Origin of the sequence: Pseudomonas rhizozeae, assembly GCF_031583775.1 — a bacterium.
In the GTDB taxonomy this organism is placed as follows: Bacteria; Pseudomonadota; Gammaproteobacteria; order Pseudomonadales; family Pseudomonadaceae; genus Aquipseudomonas.
Genome location: NZ_JAVLSB010000007.1, coordinates 145,805 through 171,079, shown reverse-complemented (window position 1 = coordinate 171,079; position 25,275 = coordinate 145,805). Strand labels below are relative to the sequence as shown.

The 25,275-nt window shown below is 62.3% G+C and carries 15 protein-coding genes, 1 tRNA gene and 2 pseudogenes; 12 read left to right on the top strand and 6 right to left on the bottom strand.

The features are described from left to right. Window positions 1-159 precede the first annotated feature (159 nt). Complete coding sequence (gene pnp, locus RG836_RS01890) at window positions 160-2,265, top strand: polyribonucleotide nucleotidyltransferase (RefSeq protein ID WP_310842750.1); 2,106 nt, start codon at window positions 160-162, stop codon at window positions 2,263-2,265. Window positions 2,266-2,450: 185 nt separating this feature from the next. Then, window positions 2,451-2,526: transfer RNA gene (locus tag RG836_RS01885), tRNA-Thr, on the top strand. An 8-nt stretch (window positions 2,527-2,534) separates the two neighbouring features. Here the strand turns inward: RG836_RS01885 and RG836_RS01880 are convergent. After that, a complete protein-coding gene (locus RG836_RS01880; protein WP_310842749.1) occupies window positions 2,535-3,041 on the bottom strand; it encodes a hypothetical protein in 507 nt (168 codons plus the stop codon). Window positions 3,042-3,369: 328 nt separating this feature from the next. On the opposite strand from RG836_RS01880, the gene RG836_RS01875 reads away from it, so the two are divergent. Further along, complete coding sequence (locus RG836_RS01875) at window positions 3,370-3,675, top strand: DUF6388 family protein (RefSeq protein WP_310842747.1); 306 nt, start codon at window positions 3,370-3,372, stop codon at window positions 3,673-3,675. Window positions 3,676-3,745: 70 nt separating this feature from the next. Here the strand turns inward: RG836_RS01875 and nadC are convergent, their stop codons facing one another. Next, window positions 3,746-4,594 carry a carboxylating nicotinate-nucleotide diphosphorylase gene (nadC, locus tag RG836_RS01870; protein ID WP_310842745.1) on the bottom strand — a complete coding sequence of 283 codons (849 nt, stop codon included), beginning with the start codon at window positions 4,592-4,594 and terminating at the stop codon, window positions 3,746-3,748. A gap of 293 nt (window positions 4,595-4,887) precedes the next feature. On the opposite strand from nadC, the gene RG836_RS01865 reads away from it, so the two are divergent. The 5 genes and pseudogenes from RG836_RS01865 (at window position 4,888) to RG836_RS27250 (ending at window position 10,749) form a co-directional block, all read left to right on the top strand. Then, window positions 4,888-7,098 (top strand): DUF1631 domain-containing protein, encoded by a 2,211-nt coding sequence (locus tag RG836_RS01865; protein WP_310842744.1) that lies wholly within the window; start codon window positions 4,888-4,890, stop codon window positions 7,096-7,098. A gap of 63 nt (window positions 7,099-7,161) precedes the next feature. Further along, window positions 7,162-7,722, top strand: coding sequence for a 1,6-anhydro-N-acetylmuramyl-L-alanine amidase AmpD (gene ampD / locus RG836_RS01860; protein ID WP_310842743.1), 561 nt, complete (start codon window positions 7,162-7,164; stop codon window positions 7,720-7,722). Continuing rightward, window positions 7,719-8,555 carry a regulatory signaling modulator protein AmpE gene (gene ampE, locus RG836_RS01855; RefSeq protein WP_310842742.1) on the top strand — a complete coding sequence of 279 codons (837 nt, stop codon included), beginning with the start codon at window positions 7,719-7,721 and terminating at the stop codon, window positions 8,553-8,555. Before ampD ends, ampE begins: the two co-directional genes overlap by 4 nt. A 196-nt stretch (window positions 8,556-8,751) precedes the next feature. Further along, a pseudogene (locus tag RG836_RS27255) lies at window positions 8,752-9,891 on the top strand (HAMP domain-containing protein); the annotation flags it as partial. Between the two features lie 144 nt (window positions 9,892-10,035). After that, window positions 10,036-10,749 (top strand): methyl-accepting chemotaxis protein, encoded by a 714-nt coding sequence (locus tag RG836_RS27250; RefSeq protein ID WP_409078049.1) that lies wholly within the window; start codon window positions 10,036-10,038, stop codon window positions 10,747-10,749. A gap of 120 nt (window positions 10,750-10,869) precedes the next feature. Here RG836_RS27250 and RG836_RS01845 read toward each other — a convergent pair whose 3' ends face one another. Further along, entirely contained in the window at window positions 10,870-11,646 is a 777-nt protein-coding gene (locus RG836_RS01845; protein WP_310842740.1) for a TatD family hydrolase, read from the bottom strand. Between the two features lie 3 nt (window positions 11,647-11,649). Further along, complete coding sequence (cra, locus tag RG836_RS01840; protein WP_310842739.1) at window positions 11,650-12,645, bottom strand: catabolite repressor/activator; 996 nt, start codon at window positions 12,643-12,645, stop codon at window positions 11,650-11,652. A gap of 290 nt (window positions 12,646-12,935) precedes the next feature. Here cra and ptsP point away from each other — a divergent pair, with 290 nt between their 5' ends. The 4 genes and pseudogenes from ptsP (at window position 12,936) to RG836_RS01820 (ending at window position 20,107) form a co-directional block, all read left to right on the top strand. Continuing rightward, entirely contained in the window at window positions 12,936-15,797 is a 2,862-nt protein-coding gene (gene ptsP / locus RG836_RS01835; RefSeq protein ID WP_310842737.1) for a phosphoenolpyruvate--protein phosphotransferase, read from the top strand. Beyond that, entirely contained in the window at window positions 15,797-16,738 is a 942-nt protein-coding gene (pfkB, locus tag RG836_RS01830; protein WP_310842735.1) for a 1-phosphofructokinase, read from the top strand. The genes ptsP and pfkB overlap by 1 nt, the downstream gene beginning before the upstream one ends. An 11-nt stretch (window positions 16,739-16,749) precedes the next feature. Continuing rightward, window positions 16,750-18,483, top strand: coding sequence for a PTS fructose-like transporter subunit IIB (locus RG836_RS01825; protein WP_310842734.1), 1,734 nt, complete (start codon window positions 16,750-16,752; stop codon window positions 18,481-18,483). An 82-nt stretch (window positions 18,484-18,565) separates the two neighbouring features. Further along, window positions 18,566-20,107 (top strand): annotated as a pseudogene (locus RG836_RS01820) (alkaline phosphatase D family protein). Between the two features lie 120 nt (window positions 20,108-20,227). Here RG836_RS01820 and RG836_RS01815 read toward each other — a convergent pair. Then, on the bottom strand, window positions 20,228-22,756 hold the full coding sequence (locus tag RG836_RS01815; RefSeq protein WP_310842732.1) for a sulfite reductase flavoprotein subunit alpha: 2,529 nt from the start codon (window positions 22,754-22,756) through the stop codon (window positions 20,228-20,230). A gap of 126 nt (window positions 22,757-22,882) precedes the next feature. Continuing rightward, window positions 22,883-25,189, bottom strand: a complete 2,307-nt coding sequence (locus RG836_RS01810) for a TonB-dependent receptor (protein ID WP_310842731.1) — start codon at window positions 25,187-25,189, stop codon at window positions 22,883-22,885. Window positions 25,190-25,275 lie beyond the last annotated feature (86 nt).

Here is a 25,275-nt window from a genome sequence, read left to right as displayed (position 1 = left end):
GCCAGCGGGTTTCCCGCTGGCGCAGGGCAGGCTCCCAGCCTCAAGTTTTATCTGAAACACGGTTTTACCCGGACAAAGACCTCGGGCCGATTCCCGACCTTGCCCAAGAATTTCGCAAGAAGACAAGTTCCCCAAGAGCCACAAAGAAGGTAGGACACCGTGAACCCGGTAATCAAAAAATTCCAGTTCGGTCAGTCGACCGTTACCCTCGAGACTGGCCGTATCGCCCGTCAGGCCTCCGGCGCAGTATTGGTCACCGTTGACGACGACGTCAGCGTGTTGGTGACCGTCGTAGGTGCCAAGCAAGCCGATCCAGGCAAGGGCTTCTTCCCTCTGTCCGTTCACTACCAGGAAAAGACTTACGCTGCCGGTAAGATCCCTGGCGGTTTCTTCAAGCGTGAAGGCCGTCCTTCCGAGAAAGAAACCCTGACTTCCCGACTGATCGACCGTCCGATCCGTCCGCTGTTCCCGGAAGGCTTCATGAACGAAGTGCAGGTTGTCTGCACCGTCGTGTCCACCAGCAAGAAAACCGATCCGGACATCGCTGCGATGATCGGTACTTCGGCAGCCCTGGCCATTTCCGGCATCCCGTTCGATGGCCCGATCGGCGCAGCACGCGTGGCTTTCCACGAAAGCACCGGCTACCTGCTGAACCCGACTTACGAGCAACAGAAAGCTTCGAGCCTGGACATGGTCGTGGCCGGTACCTCCGAAGCCGTGCTGATGGTTGAATCCGAAGCCAAAGAGCTGACCGAAGACCAGATGCTGGGCGCGGTACTGTTCGCGCACGACGAGTTCCAGGTGGTGATCAACGCCGTCAAGGAACTGGCCGCCGAAGCCGCCAAGCCAACCTGGACCTGGGCTCCACAGCCAGAAGCCACCGCACTGCTGGGCGCGATCCGTGCCGAGTTCGGCGACGCGATCTCCCAGGCTTACACCATCACGATCAAGGCTGACCGTTACGCTCGTCTGGGCGAACTGAAAGACCAGGTGGTTGCCAAGCTGTCCGGTGAAGAAGGCCAACCGACTTCCGCTGAAGTCAAAGCTGCTTTCGGCGAAATCGAATACCGCACCGTTCGCGAAAACATCGTCAACGGCAAGCCACGTATCGACGGTCGCGACACCAAGACTGTACGTCCGCTGAACATCGAAGTTGGTGTTCTGCCGAAGACCCACGGTTCGGCGCTGTTCACCCGTGGCGAAACCCAGGCCCTGGTCGTTGCCACACTGGGCACCGCCCGTGACGCGCAACTGCTGGACACCCTGGAAGGCGAGAAAAAAGACCCGTTCATGCTGCACTACAACTTCCCGCCGTTCTCGGTGGGCGAGTGTGGTCGCATGGGTGGCGCTGGTCGTCGCGAAATCGGTCACGGCCGTCTGGCCCGTCGTTCGATTTCGGCCATGCTGCCGGCTGCCGACGTGTTCCCGTACACCATTCGCGTGGTGTCGGAAATCACCGAATCCAACGGTTCGAGCTCCATGGCTTCCGTTTGCGGCGCTTCCCTGGCCTTGATGGACGCTGGCGTGCCGATGAAAGCACCGGTTGCCGGTATCGCCATGGGTCTGGTTAAAGAAGGCGAGAAGTTCGCCGTCCTGACCGACATCCTGGGTGACGAAGATCACCTTGGCGACATGGACTTCAAAGTAGCCGGTACCGCCAAAGGCGTGACCGCGCTGCAGATGGACATCAAGATCAAAGGCATCACCGAAGAAATCATGGAGATCGCCCTGGGCCAGGCCCTGGAAGCGCGCCTGAACATCCTCGGCCAGATGAACCAGATCATTGGTCAGTCGCGTACCGAACTGTCGGAAAACGCTCCGACCATGATCGCGATGAAAATCGACACCGACAAAATCCGTGATGTCATCGGTAAAGGCGGCGCGACCATCCGTGCGATCTGTGAAGAAACCAAGGCTTCGATCGATATCGAAGACGACGGTTCGATCAAGATCTTCGGCGAAACCAAGGAAGCTGCAGAAGCCGCGCGTCAGCGCGTTCTGGGCATCACTGCGGAAGCCGAGATCGGCAAGATCTACGTCGGCAAGGTTGAGCGCATCGTCGACTTCGGCGCCTTTGTCAACATCCTGCCTGGCAAGGACGGCCTGGTTCACATCTCGATGCTGAGCGACGCTCGCGTAGAGAAAGTGACCGACATCCTGAAAGAAGGCCAGGAAGTGGAAGTGCTGGTACTGGACGTGGACAACCGCGGCCGTATCAAGCTCTCCATCAAAGACGTCGCGGCGGCCAAGGCTTCGGGCGTTTAATTACCCCGGCTTCACCGTTTCAGCGTTATAAAAATCCCCCGCAGTGAAAGCTGCGGGGGATTTTTTTTGTCTGTGGAAAGCTGTGGCGAGGGAGCTTGCTCCCGCTGAGTCGCGCAGCGGCCCTTCAATCGCCACGGCAGCCACGAGTTGCCGGAGCGCAAACCCAATGCTAGGTTTAGCGCACCGCCCGTGTAGCTCAGTCGGTAGAGCAGCGCACTCGTAACGCGAAGGTCGCAGGTTCGATTCCTGTCTCGGGCACCATCCCTCGCTTATTTCACCTTCCTGCTCAACTCCTCGACCGTGCGTTTGAGCTGGTCGATGGTGCGGTCCTGCTCGCTGACTTCGCGCTTGAGGTTCGACAATTCGCTGGAGCTTGAACTGGAGCTCGAGCCGCTGCTGCGCTTGAGCTCATCCACTTGCTTGCTGAGGTTCTTCAGGTCGCCTTCCTGATCGCTGACCGTGCGCTTGAGTTGCGCCAGTTCATTGCTGCTGGAACTGCTGCTGGAGCCGTTGCTGCGTTTCAGCTCTTCGATCTGCCGGGTTTGCTCCTTGAGGGTTTCCTGCATTTTTTCCACATCCGCCACGCTGAGGCGGGTTTTGACCAGTTTGTCCTTGCCGAACGACCACTGGATGGCGGTCAGACTGTCCGTGGACGTCGCGTTATTGGTGATGTATTCGATCGGGCTATCGGCGCGGGCGGAGGCAGCCATGACGGTGAGCAGCGTAGCCAGACCGGTGGCAGCAACAACAGCAGCGAGTTTGGAAGCAGAGGGCATCACTGAGTGTCCTTGTGAAGTGGGATGTGGCACATCGCTACGACTGTGCATTGTCGATCTTGTTCCGGTTCATCAAGTCGAATAGTGGTCATGCCCAAGAGTATTCTGCAAACCGGTCGGCAGTTTTTGCGCAGGTGTTGTAACCACGCCTGTAAATCGTCCGGCAAAGGTCCTATATTCAGTCCTCGCATCGGCACCTGCCTGCGGTTTTCACATGATCCACGAATGGTTCTGAAGGCCAGAAAGACCGGTTTCACCGGTTATTTGCGTCAGAGAGATCCTTGATGATCCAGATCCATCTTCCCATTCCCCGATCAGCGAGAACGCCATGACTGTTAAAGCATTGACCCAAGAAGCCAGGCACGAAGACGCGCTGGGCAAGTACAAGCTCGATAATCCGCAGCTGCTGGAAGAGATCAAGGACCTGCCGGCCGACGATCAGAAAGACCAGATCCAGTGGGCGTTCGAGGACGAAGCCGAGGCGCAGGGCTTGCAGCCCTGGGAGTTGACCCTCAAGTACACATCGACGCCGGAAGAATACGAAGCCGCTCGCTTGATTCTGCACAAGGAAGCCGCTGAAGTGTTGGGCGTTGACTGGGATGAGTACTGCGAGATGAATAATCTGGTGGTTTAACAGCAGCAGAGAGCTTTAAAAGCGGCAAGCTACAAGTCGAACCGTTACGACTTGTAGCTTGCCGTTGCGTTTAAAGGCTCAGGCGCATCGACAGGTCGACGGCTTTCACATCTTTGGTCATGGCACCGATCGAGATGTAATCCACCCCGGTCTCGGCGATCGGGCGCAAGGTGCTTTCGTTGACACCGCCGCTGGCTTCCAGTTTGGCTTTGCCGCCATTCAGGCGCACCGCTTCGCGCATGTCATCCAGGCTCAATTCGTCGAGCATGATGATGTCGGCACCCGCCGCCAGTGCTTCTTTAAGCTCCGATAGACTTTCCACTTCGATCTCCACCGGCTTACCGGGGGCGATCTTGTGTGCGGCGCTGATCGCCTGGGCAATGCCGCCGCAGGCTGCGATATGGTTTTCCTTGATCAGGAAAGCGTCGTACAGGCCGATGCGATGGTTGTGGCAGCCGCCGCAAGTCACCGCATATTTTTGCGCCAGGCGCAGGCCCGGCAGGGTCTTGCGGGTGTCGAGCAGCTTCACCTGAGTATCGGCAACAAAGTCCGCCAGGTACTGCGCACGAGTGGCCACGCCGGACAGCAACTGCAAGAAATTCAGCGCGCAACGTTCGCCGGTCAGCAGCGAACGGGCGGGCCCCTCAAGGTGAAACAGCACCTGGTTCGGGCTGACCCGATCACCGTCGCGCACCTGCCAGTGCACCGCGACGCGCGGATCGAGCTGGCGGAACACCGCATCGACCCACGCCGTTCCGCTGATCACGGCGGCATCGCGGGTAATGATGGTGGCCTTGGCCAGGCGTTCGGCGGGGATCAGTTGCGCGGTGATGTCGCCGCTGCCGATGTCTTCGAGCAACGCGCGGCGCACATTGGCTTCGATTTCGGCGGTCAAATCGGCGAGACGTAGATTCGGCATAACGGGCTCCACAAACAAAGTGGCCCGATTATAGGGCCATGCCGCGAGCGAACCCAAGGCGCAGGCTGCTCGCAGCGACGCCCAGACCTGCAACTGGTCGGTTCGTGTCGGAAACTTCCCTGAATCGTCATCACAAATAAACGTCTATTTATCGGTGATGCAAAGAGTCTGCTGGCTTCGGATCCCATTTTTGCCAGATAATCCGCCTTGCATTTGACGTCATAGCTTTGACGAGCGCCGGGGTGGCATTTGGCGTTAATGCAATCGCGCAATCACCGGTTCAGGAGGCTCGGATGCACAACGACGGGAATGTAGTGCCTTTGCACAAGGCCGCTACCGACCAGGCGAATCATTCGCCGCTCGCCCGCCTGCCTGTGATTCTGCTGCAAGTCCGCGACAAGGCTGCCCAGCAGTTGCGCCACGGCTTGCAGGATTTGTTCGATAACGCCGACGACACGCTCTTTGAAATGGCCGATCGCGCGCGCGACGACGTCGAGCAGAACCTCTTCTTCGAAGCCATGCGCGACCTGCGCCTCAAGCGAAAAAACATCGAGCGCGGGTTCCTCGAGCAATTCTTCGAGGCCTTCGTTGGCCTCACTCAATACGACTCGTCCCACAACGCCATGCCCGGCACCTCGCCCTACGTCACTTCCAGCGCACTGCCCCGGGATGAACTGGAGCGCAACCTCGCGGTGCAAGCGATGGTCGGGCGGGTGCTCAACCGCGAAGGCTTTGCCCTCGGTCAGCTCACGGCTCGCCTCAGTGCATTGCTGGGCAAGGCGCTGGCCGAACATCAGAACCCGATGAGCCCCGGCAAGCTGTGCGAGTATTTTTTGCAGGCTGGCCGCAATCTGGGCGTCGGGATCAAGGTCAAGCTGATCATTCTCAAGCTGTTCGAGCGTTATGTGCTCAGCGACAGTGATCGGATGTACGCCGAGGCCAATCAGTTACTGATCGCCACCGGCGTGTTGCCCGAACTCAAGGCACCTCCGGCGCGGCGTGCGAGTGAGCGTGCGCCGGCCAGCACGGATCATGCGGATGTGCTCCGGCCTGCTGGCCATCCGCAACCCGATGACGCCGTGCAGGAAGTGTTCGCCGCCCTGCAAGAGTTGCTCTACCCCGTGCGCGGCAGTGTGGCACCGACCCTGGAAGCCAGCGCCACGGCACAGCCGATCTCCACCCGCGACCTGCTGCGCCTGCTGTCGCACTTGCAGCAGTACGTGCCCGCGCCCACCTCCCAGGATGATTTTGACCTGCGCAACCAGTTGGAACAGTTACTGACCCGAGTCAGCGTCAAGACCGGCAAGTCGCGGGTGGTGGACGGGACCGACGAAGACGTGATCAACCTGATCGCCATGTTGTTCGAGTGCATCCTCGATGACCGCAACCTGCCGGACTCGTTGAAAGCGCTGATCGCACGTCTGCAAATCCCCATGCTCAAGGTCGCGGTGCAGGACAAGAGTTTTTTCAGCCGCGGCAGTCACCCGGCCCGCCGGCTGCTCAATGAGATCGCCACCGAAGCGCTGGGTTGGGGCGAGCGCGCTGATCATCAGCGGGACAGCCTGTACTTGCGCATCGAGCAAGTGGTGCAGCGTCTATTGAACGATTTTGTCGATGACCCGGCCATTTTTGCCGAATTGCTGGCCGATTTCCTGGCCTTCACCGCCGACGAGCGGCGCCGTAGCGAGTTGCTGGAGCAGCGCACCCGTGATGCCGAAGAAGGCCGGGCCAAGGCCGAACTGGCGCGGCGGCGAGTCGAGCGAACGCTCAACGAGGCGTTGCTGGGCAAGGTATTGCCGCAGCGGGTCGTGGATTTTGTGCAGAACGCCTGGAGCCAGGTGTTGTTGCTCACCTGCCTGAAGCACGGTGACCCTTCCGCGCAATGGCAGGCCGATGTGCTGACCGTTGAGCAATTGATCTGGAGCGTGCAGCCGCATCGGGTGGCGGACGAGCGCGCGCATTTGCTGGAGTTGGTGCCGGGGTTGCTCAAAGCGCTGCGCGATGGCTTGAGCCGTTCGGCCTTCGACCCGTTTGCGACCAGTGAATTTTTCAGTGAGCTGGAAGCCCTTCATCTGCACATCTGTGATCAGGCTTCGCTGACCCTCGCGGTGAGTGACGTAAGCGACTTGCCAGCGCTGGTCGAAGTGTCTGCGCCCATCGTGCTGAGGACCGCTGACGAAGGGCCCGTTGACACGTCCTCGTTGCGCTTGCCGGCGGATGATGTTGGGCTGCAACAGGTCGATCAGTTACGTCTGGGCAGTTGGGTCGAGTTCCAGGAGGACGATGAGCACCGTCTGCGCTGCAAACTGGCGGCGATCATTCAAAGCACCGGCTTGTACATTTTTGTCGATCGCACCGGGATGAAAGTTCAGGAGCGCGGGCGCATTGCATTGGCCTTGGAATTCCAGCGGGGCGCGGTGCGCCGGCTGGATGACACGCTGCTGTTCGACCGAGCCCTGGAGTCGGTGCTGGGTCATCTGCGCCGACTCAAGCGCGGCAAGTGATCGCGCCATGGGGGCGGATCGCGGCATACTGCGGGCTGGATCATCGTTGTTGAAGGAACCGGTATGCAGTTGGACCCCGCGAGCGGGTGGTGTCAGGGCGTCAATCAATGCCCATCGCCCAACTTCAATGAGCGCCCGTCGGGCGAAATTTCCCTGTTGGTCATCCACAACATCAGCTTGCCGCCGGCGCAATTCGCCACGGGCAAAGTGCAGGAATTTTTCCAGAATCGCCTGGATGTCACCGAACACCCCTACTTTGAAGGGATTGCCGACCTCAAGGTGTCCGCGCATTTCCTGATCGAGCGTGATGGCGCCGTGACCCAGTTCGTGTCCTGCCTGGAACGTGCCTGGCACGCCGGGGTGTCAAGCTTCGAGGGGCGCGAAACCTGTAACGATTTTTCCGTGGGCATCGAACTGGAGGGCACGGATGATCTGCCGTTCACCAATGCCCAATATCGGGCCTTGAGTGACTTGACCCGGCAATTGCTGGCGGCGTTTCCAGCGATTACCCCGCAACGGATTTGCGGCCACAGCGATATTGCGCCGGGCCGCAAGACTGATCCAGGGCCCGCGTTCGACTGGGCGCGTTACCGAGCGGCCCTGGCCAAAGAGGAAGGACAATGAGTTTTCTGGTGTTGGTGCTGGCGATCTGGATCGAGAAATTCTCGGCCCTGCGCCATCGGGTTCAGCGTGATGGCGGCTGGGTGCGCGAGCTGCACAAGCTCGAAGGCAATCCGCGCATGGCGACGAAGCCCTGGCTGATTCTGGTGCTGCTGGTGTTGTTGCCGGTGGCACTGCTCGGCTTGTTGCTGGTGGTGCTGGAGCCGGTGGCCTACGGGTTGTTGGCCCTGCCGGTGCATCTGTTGGTGGTGATTTACAGCCTCGGTCGCGGTGATCTGCTCGGTGGCCTCGGCCCGTTCCGCGATGCCTGGCGGCGGGAAGACCTGCAAGCGGCGGCGCATGTCGCGCAGCGCGACTTGCGCATCTGCGCCGACAGCGGCGAACAGCTGCTCGAACAGGTGCAGCGGCACCTGGTGTGGCAGGCCTATCAAAGTTTCTTTGCGGTGATTTTCTGGTACTTCCTGCTCGGCCCTGTGGCCGCATTGAGTTATCGCTTGCTCGCCCTGGCCGAAGAACAGGGGAGTAGCCCGGCGCTGGTGGAGCGCGCCGCGCAATTGCGGCATGCCTTCGACTGGGTGCCGGTGCGTTTACTGGCGGCCAGTTTTGCCTTGGTCGGCAATTTTGTCGCGGTCAGCCGGGTGATGTTGCACGAATTGCTGAACTGGAACATCAGCGCCGCACAACTCATCGACAAGGCCGCTCTGGCGGCAGGGGAAATCCCCGCGCCGATCGCCGGCCCAGACGGCGTTAACAGCCTCGACCGCTTGTGGGAACTGCTGCTACGCGCAGCGGTGCTCTGGTACGCCGGTTTCGCCCTCTGGACCGTGCTGCCATGATCTGCTGAGGCGAGCGCACCCTGGCGCTCGCCTCAGGCTGTTAACCTTAAGTTACAAAAACTCCCTGCAATTTGAGCTATACAGATGGAGCGCCGAATAGTGGCTATCTGCTGCTTTCGCCTGCCTGCCAATAAAAATAAGAAATATCCGAGGGGGACTTCCAGTGAAGAGCTTGCTCTATCCCGCCGTCGCATTGATGAATCGCCTGAGTTTCGGCATGAAATTCAGCCTGATCAGCGTGATGTTTTTCCTGCCGATGCTGGTGACCAATTTCTATCTGGTGCGCGATTCCTACCGCGAATTCCAGGGCACTCAGGTCGAACTGCAAAGCCTCGATTTGCTCGGCAATGGCCTGGCGTTGCGCCGGGACCTGGAAACCCTCAACAACCTGGTGCAAATCAATGCCAGCCTCGGCCAGTCCGGTAAAGCCGCCGACGTCGAAAGCAAAATCTCCGCCCTTGAGGGGCAGGTGCTGGAGCGCCTGCAGGGGCTGAATGCGATGACGGAAGACGCGCAGCAAGTCGAGCTGTTCAACGGCAAGCGCGATGAAATGATCGCCGCATTCAAGGCCCAGCAAGCGGAAGACTCCCTGCAAAGCAAAAGTGCCTTGATCGGAAAATTGCTCAACAACGCTCAATTGTTCGGCCAGATCATCGCCAGCCAGGCCGGCCTGAGCCGCGACAGCCAAAGCGACATCCGCCAGTTGAGCGAATTGGTGACGGCCATCACCCCGCACATCACCCAGATGCTCGGCGAAGGCCGCGCCATGGGCGCTTCGTCGTTGGGCCAAGGCTTTCTCAATTCGTCGTCCAGCACCCGCTTCGACGAATTGCTGGCGCAGATTGAACGGCTGTCCGCCGAATATGGCTTGAAGCTGCAAGACAGCCTCGGCACCAGCAACGCGGCCCGTGACGCTTTGAGCAGCCAGGCCGATGCCAGCAAGGCCAGCCTGAAACAGGCCAGCGAGTTGTTCGAAGAACAGGTGGTGATGGCCGATACCCTCGATGCGCCGTGGCAGGCTTTCTACGATCAGGTCAGCGCGCTGATGGAGCAGACCTATCAGCTCAACGACGCGACCCTGGGTTTCCTCGGCACTCAACTCCAACAACGACTGGAGCAGAACCGCTCGCACATGGTCCTGCAAGCCCTGGCCATGGCAGCGGTTTTCTTGCTGATTGGCTATCTCTACAGCGGCTTCTACGCGTCGACCCGCGCCACCCTGAAACGCCTCGGCGCGATGATGGACAAAGTGGCGGCCGGCGACATGACCGTGACTTTCGTCGCCGAGAGCCGCGATGAGCTGGGCGAATTGGGCGAAGTCTTCAACGGCACCGTGGCCAAGATCCACGATTTGATCGAACGGGTCGGGCACACCGTCAGCGAAGTCGAGCGCCAGGCGGAACAGGTGGAGCAGGTCTCGGCCCAGAGCAACCAAGCCGTGGCCGGTCAGCGCGGCCAGATCGAGCAAGTAGCCACGGCGATGAACCAGATGTCGGCGACCTCGCAGGAAGTGGCGCGCAGTGCGGCGGCCGCCGTCAGCAGCGCCCACAGCGTCAATGACGAAACCGTCAGCGGACGAGGCCTGGTGGCGTCGCAGCAGGGCAGCATTGCGCAACTGGCCAGCGAGATTGACCAGTCGGTGCTGGTGATCAACCAATTGGCCAGCGACAGCCAGGCCATCAGTCGCGTGCTGGAAGTGATCAAGAGCATCGCTGAGCAGACCAACTTGCTGGCGCTCAACGCCGCGATCGAAGCGGCGCGGGCGGGGGAGCAGGGCCGGGGCTTTGCGGTGGTGGCCGATGAAGTGCGAACCCTGGCCAAGCGCACGCAGCAGTCCACCGAAGAGATCGAGCAGATGATCGCCAAGCTGCACAGCGGCGTCGGCGCGGCAGTCAAAGCCATGGGCATCAGCCATGAAATGGCCAACGGCACGGTCGGGCAATCGGAGAAGGTTCAGCAGGCGCTGGAAAACATCCTCGGTGCGGTGGGCATGATCGTCGATCAGAACCAGCAGATCGCCGCCGCCGTGGAGCAGCAGACGGCTGTTGCCCACGACATCGACCAGAACATCGTCGAAATCAACCGCGCCGGCGAGCGCACCGCCGAAGGCGCGCACCAGACCGAACACGCCAGCCGTGCGCTGTCGATGCAGGTGGTGCAGCTCAAAACCCTGATTGGCGCGTTCCGCGTCTAAAACCCCACCACATAATCCTGTGGGAGCGAGCCTGCTCGCGAAAGCGGCCTGACAGTCACCTGCTTGGTGGCTGTGAGTACCTCTTCGCGAGCGGGCTCGCTCCCACCGTTTTTGATCGTGTTACCAGTTGAAGACTTCACAGGCATTCGCCGTACTGGCCTGCGCCAACTGCTGCGGCGTGACGTTCATCAATTCTGCAATGGCCTCACAAATCGCTGGCAAATGCGCCGGTGTATTGCGCACGCCGGGGAACATCGACGGCGCCATGTCTGGCGCGTCGGTTTCCAGCACCACCGTCTCCAGCGGCAAATCCGCCAGCACCCGGTGCATGCGCAACGCCTGCGGCCAGGTCGGCGCGCCTCCCAGGCCCAGTTTGTAGCCGAGCTTGATGTACTCCCGCGCTTCCTCTCGGCTGCCGGCGAAGGCGTGGATGATTCCGGCCCGTGGCAACTTGATGCGCTTGAGGGCGGCGATCACGTCGGCATGGCTGCGACGCACGTGGATCAGCGCCGGCAAGTTGAAGTCCACTGCCAGCCGCAATTGCGCCTCGAACAGCGTTTGCTGGCGCTGCCGATCGAGGCTTTCAATAAAGTAATCCAGACCGATTTCGCCCACCGCGCACAACTGCCGATGGCCGGCCAGGCGCGTCAGCCAGTCACCGAGTGCGGTCAAATCTTCGGGCCGATGCTGCTCCAGGTACACCGGGTGCAACCCGATGGCGGCGTGCAGGTCGGGGTCGCTCTGCACCAAGTCCCAGACCCGCTGCCAATTACCCTCGAACACCCCCAGCACCACCATCCGCCGCACACCGAGGGTGCGGCTCTGGGCGAGAAGCTCGCTGCGATCCGGATCGAAGTCCGGGAAGTCGAGGTGGGTGTGGGTGTCGATCAGCTCCACGGGTCAGTCCTGCGGGATGCGCTGCTTGAACGTGCGGGCAATCGCCTGCACGCCGGGCTGATAATCGGATTGCTCGATGGCGGCCAAGGCCAGTTGCAGGGCTTTGTCGGCGATCAGTTGATGTTGCTGCGACATGGCATTGACTGGCAGCGGCAGGAAGTCCAGCAACTGCGTGTCGCCGAAAGTGCCCAGGCGCAGCGGTCGCGACTTGAGCGGGAAGTCGTGCAGGGCGTCAAACACCCCTTGCAGCAATACATAAGAAGTGGTGACCAGCGCGTCCGGCAAATGCCCGAGGCGTTGCAGCAGGGCTTCCATCAATTGCCGGCCACAGTCGCGGCTGAACGATTCGCCATGCTCGACGATGATTTCCCCGTTGAACCCCGCCAGCGCCTCTTTGAACCCGGCGGCCCGCTCCTGGCTAATGCTCAGCTCCGGGCGTGCGCCGATCAGCGCGATTTGCTTGAGCTGCGGCTCCAGCAGGCTTTCGGTCAGGTGCAGGCTGGCTTCGCGATCGTCGCTGATCACCGAGCAGAAATGCTCCGGTTCCATCACCCGGTCGATGGCGATGATCGGCGTGCCTTTGGCTTGCAATTCGCGGTAGCTGTCGTCGCCCACCGGCAAGCAACTGGCGACGATCAAAGCGTCGCAACGGCGCGCGCGGAACAGCTTGAGCAACTGGCGTTCGCTGTCCGGGGCGTCGTCGGAGCTGGCGATCAACAACTGATAGCCGCGCGCCCGGGCGCCTTGTTCGAGGAGTTTGGCGATCCGCGCGTAACTGGGGTTTTCCAGGTCCGGCAGGATGAAGCCCAAGGTGCGCGTGTGTCGACTGCGCAGCCCGGCGGCTTGCGGGTTGGGGGTAAAGCCGTGTTGCTCGACCACCGCGCGCACGCGTTCGACGGTGGCGCTGCTGATGCGTTGCTGTTCGGCCTTGCCGTTGATGACGTAGCTGGCGGTGGTAACGGACACACCGGCCAGTCGTGCGATATCACTGAGTTTCAACTCGGGATTTCCTTGTTTTTTCGAGCTTGCCCCGACATTTTGGCCAATCCTACCTGATTCCGGCACAAGACCATGGTCACGTTGTATACGACAGGTTGCACTTCAAGGAAGCGGGATTATCGAGTAATGTGCCAATCTTTCTAGATTAAACGTTTCAGCATGCGATTTTTCGGGGCTTACGTGTACTCAGGACGGTTCTGCCATGAAACCGCCTGAGCCGACGGACAAACCGCTAAGCTGATTCATTCAAAACAATACCTGGCGCCTCATCGTGCCAAAAAGGAGAACGCATGCTTGAGCTCACCCCGGAGCAGATATCCATGGGCCAATCGGCCGTGGACAAATCTGCTGCCCTGCATCTGCTGGCGCAGCATCTGGTGGCCGATGGCCTGGTCGCCGAGGGCTACCTCGCCGGTTTGCAGGCCCGTGAAGTCCAGGGCTCGACCTTCCTCGGCCAAGGCATTGCGATCCCCCACGGCACGCCGGAAACCCGCGACCAAGTGTTCTCCACTGGCGTGCGCCTGCTGCAATTTCCCGATGGCGTGGACTGGGGCGATGGGCAAATCGTGTACTTGGCGATCGGCATCGCCGCCAAATCCGACGAACATTTGCGCCTGCTGCAACTGCTGACCCGGGCACTCGGTGAAACCGACCTCGGCCAGGCCCTGCGTCGCGCCAGCTCCGCCGAGGCGTTGCTCAAACTGCTGCAAGGCGCGCCGCAGGAACTGGCGCTGGATGCGCAAATGATCGGCCTCGGTGTGTCGGCCGACGATTTCGAAGAGCTGGTATGGCGCGGCGCGCGTCTGTTGCGCCAGGCCGATTGCGTGAGCAACGGTTTTGCCGCCGTGCTGCAGCAGGTTGAAGCACTGCCGCTGGGCGACGGCCTGTGGTGGTTGCACAGCGAGCAAACCGTGAAGCGCCCGGGCCTGGCGTTCGTCACCCCGGACAAACCCATGCGTTACCTCGGCCAGCCGTTGAGCGGCCTGTTTTGCCTGGCCAGCCTCGGCGAAGCACACCAAGCCTTGCTCGAACGTCTCTGCGCGTTATTGATCGAAGGTCGCGGCCACGAACTGGGCCGTGCTACCAGCAGCCGCACAGTCCTCGAAGTGTTGGGCGGCGAAGTGCCGGCGGACTGGCCGAGCGCGCGGATCGCCCTGGCCAATGCCCATGGCCTGCACGCGCGGCCGGCGAAGATCCTCGCGCAATTGGCGAAAAGCTTCGACGGCGACATCCGCGTGCGCATCGTCGACGGCCAGGACAGCGCCGTGTCGGCGAAGAGCCTGAGTAAGTTGCTGAGCCTCGGTGCCCGTCGCGGCCAGGTGCTGGAATTGATCGCCGAGCCGGGCATCGCCGCCGACGCCTTGCCGGCGTTGCTCGCGGCGATCGAAGAAGGTCTCGGCGAAGAAGTCGCGCCGCTGCCGGCGGTCAGTCAGCAACGGGACACCTTCGCTGACGTCGCCGAAGTGCTGCTCGCCCCGACTGCCGGCAGTCAAGTTCAGGCCATCGCCGCCGCGCCTGGCATCGCCATCGGCCCGGCGCATATTCAAGTGCTGCAAGCCATCGATTACCCGTTGCGCGGTGAGTCCGCCGCCATTGAGCGCGAACGCCTGCGGCACGCGCTGAGCGAAGTGCGCGGCGACATTCAAGGCTTGATCGAGCGCAGCAGCGCCAAGGCCATTCGCGAGATTTTCATCACCCACCAGGAAATGCTCGACGACCCGGAACTGACCGATGAAGTCGACACCCGTCTCAAGCAAGGCGAAAGCGCTGAGGCGGCGTGGATGGCGGTGATTGAAGCGGCGGCCAAACAACAGGAGTCGCTGCAGGATGCCTTGCTCGCCGAGCGTGCAGCGGATTTGCGCGACATCGGTCGTCGAGTGCTGGCGCAACTGTGCGGTATCGAAACCCCGAGCGAGCCGGAGCAGCCGTACATTCTGGTGATGGATGAAGTCGGCCCCTCCGACGTCGCACGGCTCGACCCGACCCGGGTCGCCGGGATTCTCACCGCCCGTGGTGGCGCCACCGCGCACAGCGCCATCGTCGCCCGTGCCCTGGGCATTCCGGCGCTGGTCGGCGCGGGCGCGGCGGTGTTGCTGCTGGCGCCGGGTACGCCGTTGCTGCTCGACGGTCAGCGCGGGCGCCTGCACGTCGACCCCGACGCTGCCACCCTGGCCCGTGCCACGCAAGAGCGCGACAGCCGCGAGCAGCGCCTCAAAGCCGCCGCCGAACAACGCCATCAACCGGCGCTGACCACCGATGGCCACGCCGTGGAAGTGTTCGCCAACATCGGCGAAAGCGCCGGTGTGCTGAGCGCGGTGGAGCAGGGCGCCGAAGGCATTGGCCTGCTGCGCACCGAACTGATTTTCATGGCCCATTCGCAAGCGCCGGACGAGGCCACCCAGGAAGCCGAATACCGCCGCGTGCTCGACGGTCTCGCCGGGCGTCCTTTGGTGGTGCGCACCCTCGATGTCGGCGGCGACAAACCGCTGCCGTATTGGCCGATCGCCAAGGAAGAAAATCCCTTCCTCGGTGTGCGCGGCATTCGCCTGACCCTGCAGCGTCCGCAGATCATGGAAGCGCAACTGCGCGCGCTGCTGCGGGCGGCGGACAACCGGCCGTTGCGCATCATGTTTCCCATGGTTGGCAGCGTCGATGAGTGGCGCCAGGCGCGTGACATGACCGAGCGTCTGCGCCTGGACATCCCGGTCGCCGATCTGCAACTGGGGATCATGATCGAAGTGCCGTCCGCCGCGTTGCTGGCGCCGGTGCTGGCCAAGGAAGTCGACTTTTTCAGCGTCGGCACCAACGACCTGACCCAATACACCCTGGCCATCGACCGCGGCCACCCGACGCTGTCGGCCCAGGCCGATGGCTTGCACCCGGCGGTGCTGCAACTGATCGACATCACCGTGCGCGCGGCGCATGCCCATGGCAAATGGGTGGGCGTGTGCGGCGAACTGGCGGCCGATCCACTGGCGGTACCGGTGCTGGTCGGCCTCGGCGTGGACGAGTTGAGCGTCTCGGCGCGCAGCATTGGCGAGGTCAAGGCGCGGGTCCGCGAACTGAGCCTGAGCCAGGCGCAAAGCCTCGCGCAACTGGCGTTGGCGGTGGGCAGCGCGAATGAAGTGCGCGCCCTCGTGGAGGCTGTGTAATGGCGAAGATTCTGACCCTGACCCTGAACCCGGCGCTGGACCTGACGGTCGAGTTGGCGCGCCTCGAACCGGGCCAGGTCAACCGCAGCCACGAGATGCACAGCCACGCCGCCGGCAAGGGTGTGAACGTTGCGCAAGTGCTGGCCGACCTGGGGCATCAACTGACGGTCAGCGGTTTTCTCGGCGAAGACAATCTGCAAGCCTTCGAAACCCTGTTCGCCAAACGCGGGTTCGTCGACGCGTTCATCCGGGTGCCGGGAGAGACCCGCAGCAACATCAAACTGGCGGAAAGCGACGGGCGCATCACTGATGTCAACGGTCCGGGGCCGGTGGTGGATGCGCTCGCGCAACAAGCCTTGCTGGATCGCCTGGAGCAGATTGCACCGGGGCATGACGCCGTGGTCGTCGCCGGCAGTTTGCCGCGCGGGGTCACCCCGGAGTGGCTGGCCGGTTTGATCACCCGCCTGAAAAGCCTGGGCTTGCCGGTGGCACTGGACAGCAGTGGCGACGCCTTGCGCGCGGCACTCAAGGCCGGGCCGTGGCTGATCAAACCCAACACCGAAGAACTGGCCGATGCGCTCGGCTGCGAGGTGGTCTCGGTCAAGGCGCAGGCCGAAGCGGCCAGCCGCTTGCACGCCCAAGGCATCGAACACGTGGTGATTTCCCACGGCGCCGAGGGCGTGAACTGGTTCAGTGTCGGCAGCGCGCTGCACGCCACGCCGCCCAAGGTGTGTGTCGCCAGCACCGTGGGCGCCGGGGATTCATTGCTGGCCGGCATGCTTCACGGTTTGCTCAGCGCCGACACCCCGGAACAAACACTGCGCACTGCCACCGCCATTGCGGCCATGGCCGTGACGCAAATCGGTTTTGGTATTGACGATGTGACGCGCCTGGCGTCGCTCGAACAGGGTGTGCGGATTCGCCCCCTGACAGAACAATAAGAGGGTTTGTGATGAAGTTAGCCATTGTTACGGCCTGCCCGAACGGCATGGTCACCAGTGTGCTGTGCGCCCGCTTGCTGGATGCGGCGGCGCAGCGTCAGGGCTGGAGCACCAGTGTTGAAGTCAATGATGCGACGCACCCGGAACGGCAACTCTCGGCGGCCACTCTCGCGGCGGCGGAGTGGGTGCTGCTGGTCACCAGCGCCCCGGTCGACATGTCGCGGTTTATCGGCAAACGGGTGTTCCGCAGCACCCCGGCCCAGGCTCTGCAAGACGTCGATGCGGTGTTGCGCCGTGGCGCGATTGAGGCCGAGGTGTATGTCGCTGCGGCCGAGCCACCGCCGATCGCCGCAAGTGCAGCGGCGAAACTGGTGGCGGTCACCGCGTGCCCGACCGGCGTCGCCCACACCTTCATGGCTGCCGAAGCCCTGCAACACGCGGCCAAACGTCTGGGCTACGACCTGCAAGTGGAAACCCAGGGCTCGGTGGGAGCGCGCAATCCGCTGAGTGCGGCGGCCATCGCCGAGGCCGACGTGGTGCTGCTGGCGGCGGATATCGAAGTCGCCACCGAGCGGTTCGCCGGCAAGAAAATCTACCGTTGCGGCACCGGCATCGCGCTCAAGCAAGCCGAGGCCACGCTGAACAAAGCCCTGGCCGAAGCGACGGTGGAATCCGCCGCTGCCGGCGCCAAACCTGCGGCCAAGCAGGAGAAAACCGGTGCCTACAAACACTTGCTCACCGGCGTGTCGTTCATGCTGCCGATGGTGGTGGCGGGCGGCTTGATGATTGCCTTGTCGTTCGTCTTCGGTATTACCGCGTTCAAGGAGCCCGGCACCCTGGCGGCGGCATTGATGCAGATCGGCGGCGAGACCGCGTTCAAACTGATGGTGCCGTTGCTCGCGGGCTATATCGCTTACTCCATCGCCGACCGTCCGGGCCTGGCGCCGGGGATGATCGGCGGGTTGTTGGCGAGCACCCTGGGCGCCGGATTTATCGGCGGAATCATTGCCGGTTTCATTGCCGGTTACGCAGCCAAGGCCATCAACCGCTACGCCCGATTGCCGCAAAGCTTGGAAGCTTTGAAGCCGATCCTGATCATCCCGTTGTTCGCCAGCCTGTTCACCGGGCTGGTGATGATCTACGTGGTCGGTAAACCGGTGGCGGGAATGCTCGACGCGCTGACGCACTTCCTCGACAGCATGGGCACCACCAACGCGATCCTGCTGGGCGTGTTGCTGGGCGGCATGATGTGCGTCGACCTCGGCGGGCCGATCAACAAAGCCGCCTACGCGTTTTCCGTGGGGCTGCTGGCGTCGCAGAGTTATGCGCCGATGGCCGCGACCATGGCCGCCGGCATGGTGCCGCCGATTGGCCTGGGCATCGCCACCTTCATCGCCCGGCGCAAGTTCGCCCAGACCGAGCGCGAGGCCGGTAAGGCCGCGTTCGTGCTGGGGCTGTGCTTTATCTCCGAAGGAGCGATCCCATTTGCCGCCAAAGACCCGTTGCGGGTGATCCCGGCAAGCATTGCCGGCGGCGCGCTGACCGGGGCGATGTCGATGTACTTCGGCTGCAAACTGATGGCGCCGCACGGTGGGCTGTTCGTCATGCTGATCCCGAATGCGATCAACCATGCGCTGTTGTACTTGCTGGCAATCGTCGCCGGGAGTTTGCTGACGGCGGTGGTGTATGCGGTGATCAAACGGCCGGAAGCGGTGGAGCTGGCCGTCGCCCCCGCGAACGCCTGACCCCACAGTTTGATCGGGCGGATGTCACACCGGGTTCACACACCCATGCTTAAGTTTTCCCCTTTGATTCAGGGAGAACAGCATGAGCACATTCAATCTCGGTCGCCGGCGGGTCATGCAAGCAGTGGGCGCCGGGTTGTTGTTGCCGGGGCTGGCGCCGGCGGTGATCGCCTCGGTCAAGGACCGTCCGCAACTGACTGACGGCGTGCAGTCCGGCGACTTGCTCGGCGACCGCGCGATGGTCTGGAGCCGCAGCGACCGTCCGGCGCGGATGGTGGTGGAATGGGACACCCGCAGCCTGTTCACCAACCCCCGCCGATTCGTCTCGCCGCTGGCCGATGCGCGCAGCGATTTTACCGCCCGCGTCGAGCTCACCGGGTTGCCCGCCGACCAGGCGATTTTCTACCGTGTGCATTTCGAAGACGCCCAGACCGGCGTCGCCAGCGAACCCTGGTTCGGCCACCTGCGCAGCGTGCCCACGGCGCGCCGCGATATCCGTTTCGTCTGGAGCGGCGATACCGTCGGCCAGGGCTTCGGCATCAACCCGGACATCGGCGGGATGCGCATCTACGAAGCCATGCGCCGGCGCCTGCCGGACTTTTTTATCCACAGCGGCGACACCATCTACGCCGATGGCCCGGTGCCGGCGCAACTGGTGACGGAGGGCGGCCGGGTGTGGCGCAACATCACCAGCGAAGCCAAGAGCAAAGTCGCGCAAACCCTCGACGATTACCGGGGCAATTACCGCTACAACCTGATGGATGAAAACATCCGCCGTTTCAACGCCGAGGTGCCGCAGATCTGGCAGTGGGACGACCACGAAGTGGTCAACAACTGGTCGCCGAGCAAGCAACTCGACGAGCGCTACACCACGAAAGATATCCACAGCCTGGTCGGCCGCGCACGCCAGGCCTGACTCGAATATGCGCCGATGCGTTTGCAGAGTGCCGACGCTGGCGGGCGGATTTATCGCAAACTCAGCTACGGACCGATGCTGGATATTTTCGTGCTCGACATGCGCAGCTATCGCGGCGCCAACGACGACAACCTCGGCGCCGGCAAAGCCTTCCTCGGACGCGAACAACTGGACTGGCTCAAGCGTGAATTGAAGGGTTCCAGCGCACAGTGGAAAGTGATTGCCGCCGACATGCCGATCGGCCTCGGTGTGCCCGATGGCGAGGTCAGCCCCGGCGTGTCGCGTTGGGAAGCGGTGGCCAACGGCGCACCGGGGCCGGCCCAGGGCCGCGAACTGGAAATCGCCGAGTTGCTGGGTTTCCTGCGTGCGCAGCAGGTCCGCAACACCGTGTGGTTGACCGCCGACGTGCACTACTGCGCGGCGCATCACTATCACCCGGACCGTGCGGCATTCCAGGATTTCGAACCGTTCTGGGAGTTTGTCGCCGGGCCGTTGAATGCCGGCAGTTTCGGGCCCAATCCGCTGGACAGCACCTTCGGCCCGCAAGTGGTTTTCGAAAAAGCCCCACCCGCGCAAAACACCTCACCCTTTGCCGGGTTCCAGTTTTTTGGCGAAGTGAACATCGATGGCCAGAGCGGCGAGATGAGTGTGGTGTTGCGGGACCTGGACGGGGTAGCGGTGTTCGAGCAGGCATTACAACCGGTCTGATCTCCGGCAGTCACACCCATCCCTGTGGGGCTTGCTCGCGAAGGCGGTTTATCAGTCAAACATTATTGACTGACCTGGCGCTTTCGCGAGCAGGCTCGCTCCCACAGGTTTTCAGGGGGCTCAGTAGACGTCGCGGCGATAGCGCCCCTGTTCGATCAACGCGTCGACCTCATCGGCACCGAGCATCTCCGCCAGCACTTTATCCACGCCCGAAGCCATGCCCTGCAAGCTGCCGCAGATGTAGATCACCGCGCCTTCGGCCAGCCATTTCTTCAGTTCGATGCTGGACTCGCGCAGGCGATCCTGGACGTAGACTTTCTGCGGCTGATCGCGGGAGAACACCAGATCCAAGCGCTCCAGGTCGCCGGAGATCAGCCACTCCTCCAATTCATCGCGGCACAGGTAGTCGAACTCGCGATTGCGTTCGCCGAACAGCAGCCAGTTGCGGGTCTGGCCATCGGCAATGCGCGCCTTGAGCAGGCTGCGCAGCCCGGCGAGCCCGGTGCCGTTGCCGATCAAAATCATCGGGACAGGCGCGATGGGCAGGTGGAAACCGCTGTTACGGCGCACCCGCAAACTGATGGTCGAGCCGACCGTCGCGTGTTCCGTCAGCCAACCCGAACCGACGCCCAGATGGCCGTCACTGTGCAGTTCCTGGCGCACGATCAGTTCGAGCACGCCGTCGGCGGCAATCGAGGCGATGGAGTATTCGCGCATCGCCAGTGGTATCAGCGCATCCACCAGCGCCTGGGCGTGGAGACCTACCAAGTGTGTCCGGTTCTCCGGCAGCTGTCGGCGGGTGAGGGCGTTTTCCAGGGGTTGCGACAGCCCATCGAGCAGCACGTTAGCGCGGCCGTCGATGCCCAGGCCTTCGAGAAAATGCTCCACCGCCCACGGGCAGTTGCGCGGCAGCACTTCCACCAAGTCACCGGCCAGCCAACTGCTGGTGTTCGGCGCGCGCAGGCCCAACAGGTAAACCGGCGAGCCAAGGCTGCCTTCGTTGATCAAGGTGCGTTGGGCCAACGTCCACTGGTCGTAGCTAGGCGCTGTCCAGCTGTCGACCGGTGCTTGCCCGGTCAGTTGGCCGAGTTGCTGCTGCCAGTGGCGCAAGGCGTAAGGGTCGCCGCTGTCGACTTCCACCGGGGCGAACAGGGTTTTGCCGCCGTGTTCGCCGAGCCAGGTGTGCAGGCGGCGGGCGAAGCCGCAGAAATGCGCGTATTGCCGGTCGCCGAGGCCTAGTACCGCGTAGTTCAGGCTGTCCAGGCTGAGGGCCCGGCCGAGCACTTTGCGTTCGAAGCCACGCGCGCTGTCCGGCGCTTCGCCGTCGCCGAACGTACTGACGACAAACAAGGCGTTGTTTGAATCGCACAGGTCCTGCTCGCTGACGCTGGCCAGCGGTCGCACGTTGACCGGGTAGCCGGCCGCCTGCAATTGGCCGGCGGTTTGCCAGGCCAGTTGCTCGGCAAAACCGCTCTGGCTGGCGAAGCCGATCAGCCACGCCGGACCGGTGCCGCCCGATTCGACCAGGCCTTTGCGGGCATCCTTGATGTGCGTTTTCTTGCGTCGGCGATCCAGGTACAGCAGCCAACCAGTGACGAAAAACAGCGGCATGGTCAGCGCCGTCAAGGTCAGAATGACTCGCCCGACCAGGCCGAAATAACTGCCGGTGTGCAGCGCATAGATGCTGGTCAGCAACTGCGCCTTAAGGCTCTTGTCGGCGTAGCGTTCGTGGCTTTTGATTATGCCGGTGGCTGGGTCGAGGTTGATCTGGTTGAGCGCACGGTCGTGGGGCGAGCTGTTGAGCAGGTAATAAACGGTCGCCGGTTGGCCGGCCACCGGGGGCATGCGGATGTTGTAGGCCGAGAGGTCCGGCCCGGCGGCGCTGTAGATACTGCTCCAGATCGCTGCATAGTCGGCGCTCGGCGCCGGGCCTTGCGGGGCCGGGCCGCGACCGCCGCGCACACGCTCGTTTTGCGGCGCATCGGAAAGCCATTGCGTCAGGCCCTTGCTGTACCACTCGTACGACCAGAACAACCCGGTCAGTGCCGACAGCAGGTAAAAGATCATGCACCAGGTGCCGGCCACCGAGTGCAGATCCCAGTTGAAGCTGCGGCCCTTTTTCTTCCAGTCGAGGGTCAGCCAGGCGCGCCATTGGCGCCACTGCCGCGGCCAGCGCAGGTACAGGCCGGAGAGGCAGAAGAACACCAGGATCAAGGTGCAGGCGCCGGTGATTTGCCGGCCGGTGTCGCCCACCGCGAGAAAGCGGTGCAGTCGCAGCATCAGGCCGAAGAAGTCCTCGCCCACCGCGTCGCCCATGAACTCGCCGGTGTAGGGGTCGAAGTAACGCATCTCGCCGCGACGCTCACCGGGTGGCGGGGTGAAGATTACCTTCGCGGCGTTGTCGCTGTGGGTGTCGACCCAGAGCATCGCGACTTTCTTGCCCGACGCGGCTTCGATGTGTTCCACCAGTTCAGCGGGCGGCAATACGCCGGCCACTTGCGGCTCGACCTGCAACACCGAAGGGTTGAGCGCCCGCAGGATCTCATCCTCGAACGACACCGTCGCACCGGTGATGCCCATCAAGACCAGCACCAGCCCGGCGCTGATGCCGAAAAACCAGTGCAACTGGAACAGGGTTTTCTTCAACACGTCGACCGCCTTGCTAATAAATAATCACCACGGCGCGCATTATGCCGTGGCTTGTCGAGAAGCATTCGTTATTACGCATAAAAGCCCCGCTCACGTGAATGAACGGGGCCTGACTTCAGACTGCAATCAGAAGTGGAAGTTAGTGCTCAGCAGCGCAGTTCGGCCCGGTGCCTGATTGGCGAAGTGGGTCGAGAAGGCTTTGTCGTAGTAAGTTTCGTCGGTCAGGTTCTGCAGGTTGAGTTGCAGGTCGACGTTCTTGGTCAGCTTGTAGCTGGCCATCGCGTCGTAGCGAACGTAGGAATCGACCATGGTGGTGTTGGCCACGTTGCCGAACACATCGTCGACGTAGAACGCGCCGCCGCCCAGGGTCAGCTTCGGCGTGACCGCATAAGTGGTCCACAGGCTGGCGCTGTTTTTCGGCGTGTTGGGCAACTGGTTGCCGTCGGTGGCGCGGTTCAGCGGGCCGCCGTCGACTTGCTCGCTGTCCATGTAGGCGTAACCGGCGAACACTTGCCATCTATCGGTGACCTTGCCGCTGGCGGACAACTCGACACCCTGCACGCGAGTCTTGCCGGCGTTCTCATAGGACGTGGTATTGACCTGCACCCGCGCGTTTTCCTTCTCCGTGCGGAACAGTGCGGCGGTCAGGGACAGACGATCGTTCATCAAGTCCCACTTGGTGCCCAGCTCGTAATTCTTGGTGGTTTCCGGCTCGAAATCACTGCTCAGCAAGTTACCGCTGCGGTCGGTGCTGCCGTTCAACGGGTTGCCTTCCTGACCTTCGCCCAGCGTCGCGCCCGGTGGCGTCGCCGAGGTGGCGTAGGACGCGTAGAGGCTGCCGTTTTCGGTCGGCTTGTAGACGATGCCGAACTGGCCGGTGACGAACTCGCTGATGTCACTGCCCTTGGCGGTAGTGGTGCCGGCGTTGTTGTAGGTTTTGTAGTCGGTGTCGAAGTGGTCGTAGCGCAGGCCCATGTTCACCAGCCATTGCGACGACAGCTCCAGGGTGTCGAATACGTACAGCGCGTAAGTGTCGGCCTGGGTGTCGGTGCCGGCGTAGTTGCGCGAGATGGCACCGGTCCACGGGTCGTTCGGGCTTGGGTTGGACAACGAGGTGCAGTTGTAACCGCTGCCGGCACCGATCAATGCCGGGGTGCAGTTGGTGGTGGCGGCAGCGGTGCGCGGCGTGGTGTCGGTGTTGACGTTATACGAGGATTTCTGGCTTTCCTCGCGGCTGTACTCAACCCCGGTGGCGAAGCTGTTCTTGAAGCCGGCGATGTAGACGTCACCGAACAGATCGGTCTGGTTGGTGGTGGTCTCGGTGTTGCTGACCCGAGTGTTGGCCCGGCGCCAGACGCTGCCATTGTTGACGTTGCCCTTGCTGTCGTCTGGCTGGGTCAGGATGTAGTCCTGCATGCTGGTGCCGTGGCGCAGGGTGTTCTTGATAGTCAGCGAATCGTTGAGGTCGTGTTCGATGGCGAAGGTCGCGGTGTCGGTACGCGCCTTGCGGAAGTCGCGGTCGGTCAAGCCATAGAAGTTGCTGTGGTCACCGCCCGAATACGGCTTGTCCGGGTTGGACTTGGTGCGCGGGCTGGACAGTTGATAAGGAATGCCCGAGTCCGGGGTGTCGTTGCTTTCGAGGTGGTAGTAATCGAGGTTGACCCGGGTGTCGGTGCCCAGGCCGAACGCCAGTGACGGCGCGATGCCCCAGCGATCGAAGTCGACGCTGTCGCGGCCGGCAACGTTGCTTTCGTGGCTCATCAGGTTCAAGCGGCCCGCGGCGCTGTCGCTGAATTGATAGTTGCCGTCGAGGGTGTAGCGCTGGGTCTGGTCCGAACCCCAGGTGAAGCCGCCGTCGAACGAGTCGCCCAAGTGCGCTTTCTTGCTCACCAGGTTGATGCTGCCGCCGGCGGCGCCGCGACCGCCAATGGCCGAGTTCGGGCCTTTGCTGACTTCGATGGATTCCACGGCGAAGATTTCGCGGCTCTGCGAACCGGTGTCGCGCACGCCGTCGAGGTAGGTGTCGCCCTGGGCGTCAAAGCCGCGAATGAACGGCCGGTCGCCTTGGGGGTTGCCGCCTTCACCGGCGCCGAAGGTGATGCCGGGCACGGTGCGCAGCGCGTCCTGCATGGTCAGGGCGCCGGTGTCTTTGAGCACTTGTTGCGGAATCACGGTGATCGAGCGGGGAGTATCTACCAGCGGCGCGGTGTACTTCGGCGACTGGGCTTTCTCGACCTGATAGGAACCGGCATCCCGCGCTTCGCCGGTGATGCTGGTGGCGTCCAGGGAAATCGCGTTGTTTGACGCTTTGCCGTCGGTTTTTTCGGCGGCGAATACCATATGGCCGGCGGAACCGGCGGTAATCGCTACACCGATTGCCGAAGCAAGCAAACGTGGTGAACTGACCGGTAATTGTGGTTGTGGACGCGACATGTGAATTCCCCTCCCCGAGGTTTTGAGGCGGCGGAATATAGGGTAAACAGGTATTCGTATCAATTGCGAAATATTGGCATTTGCAT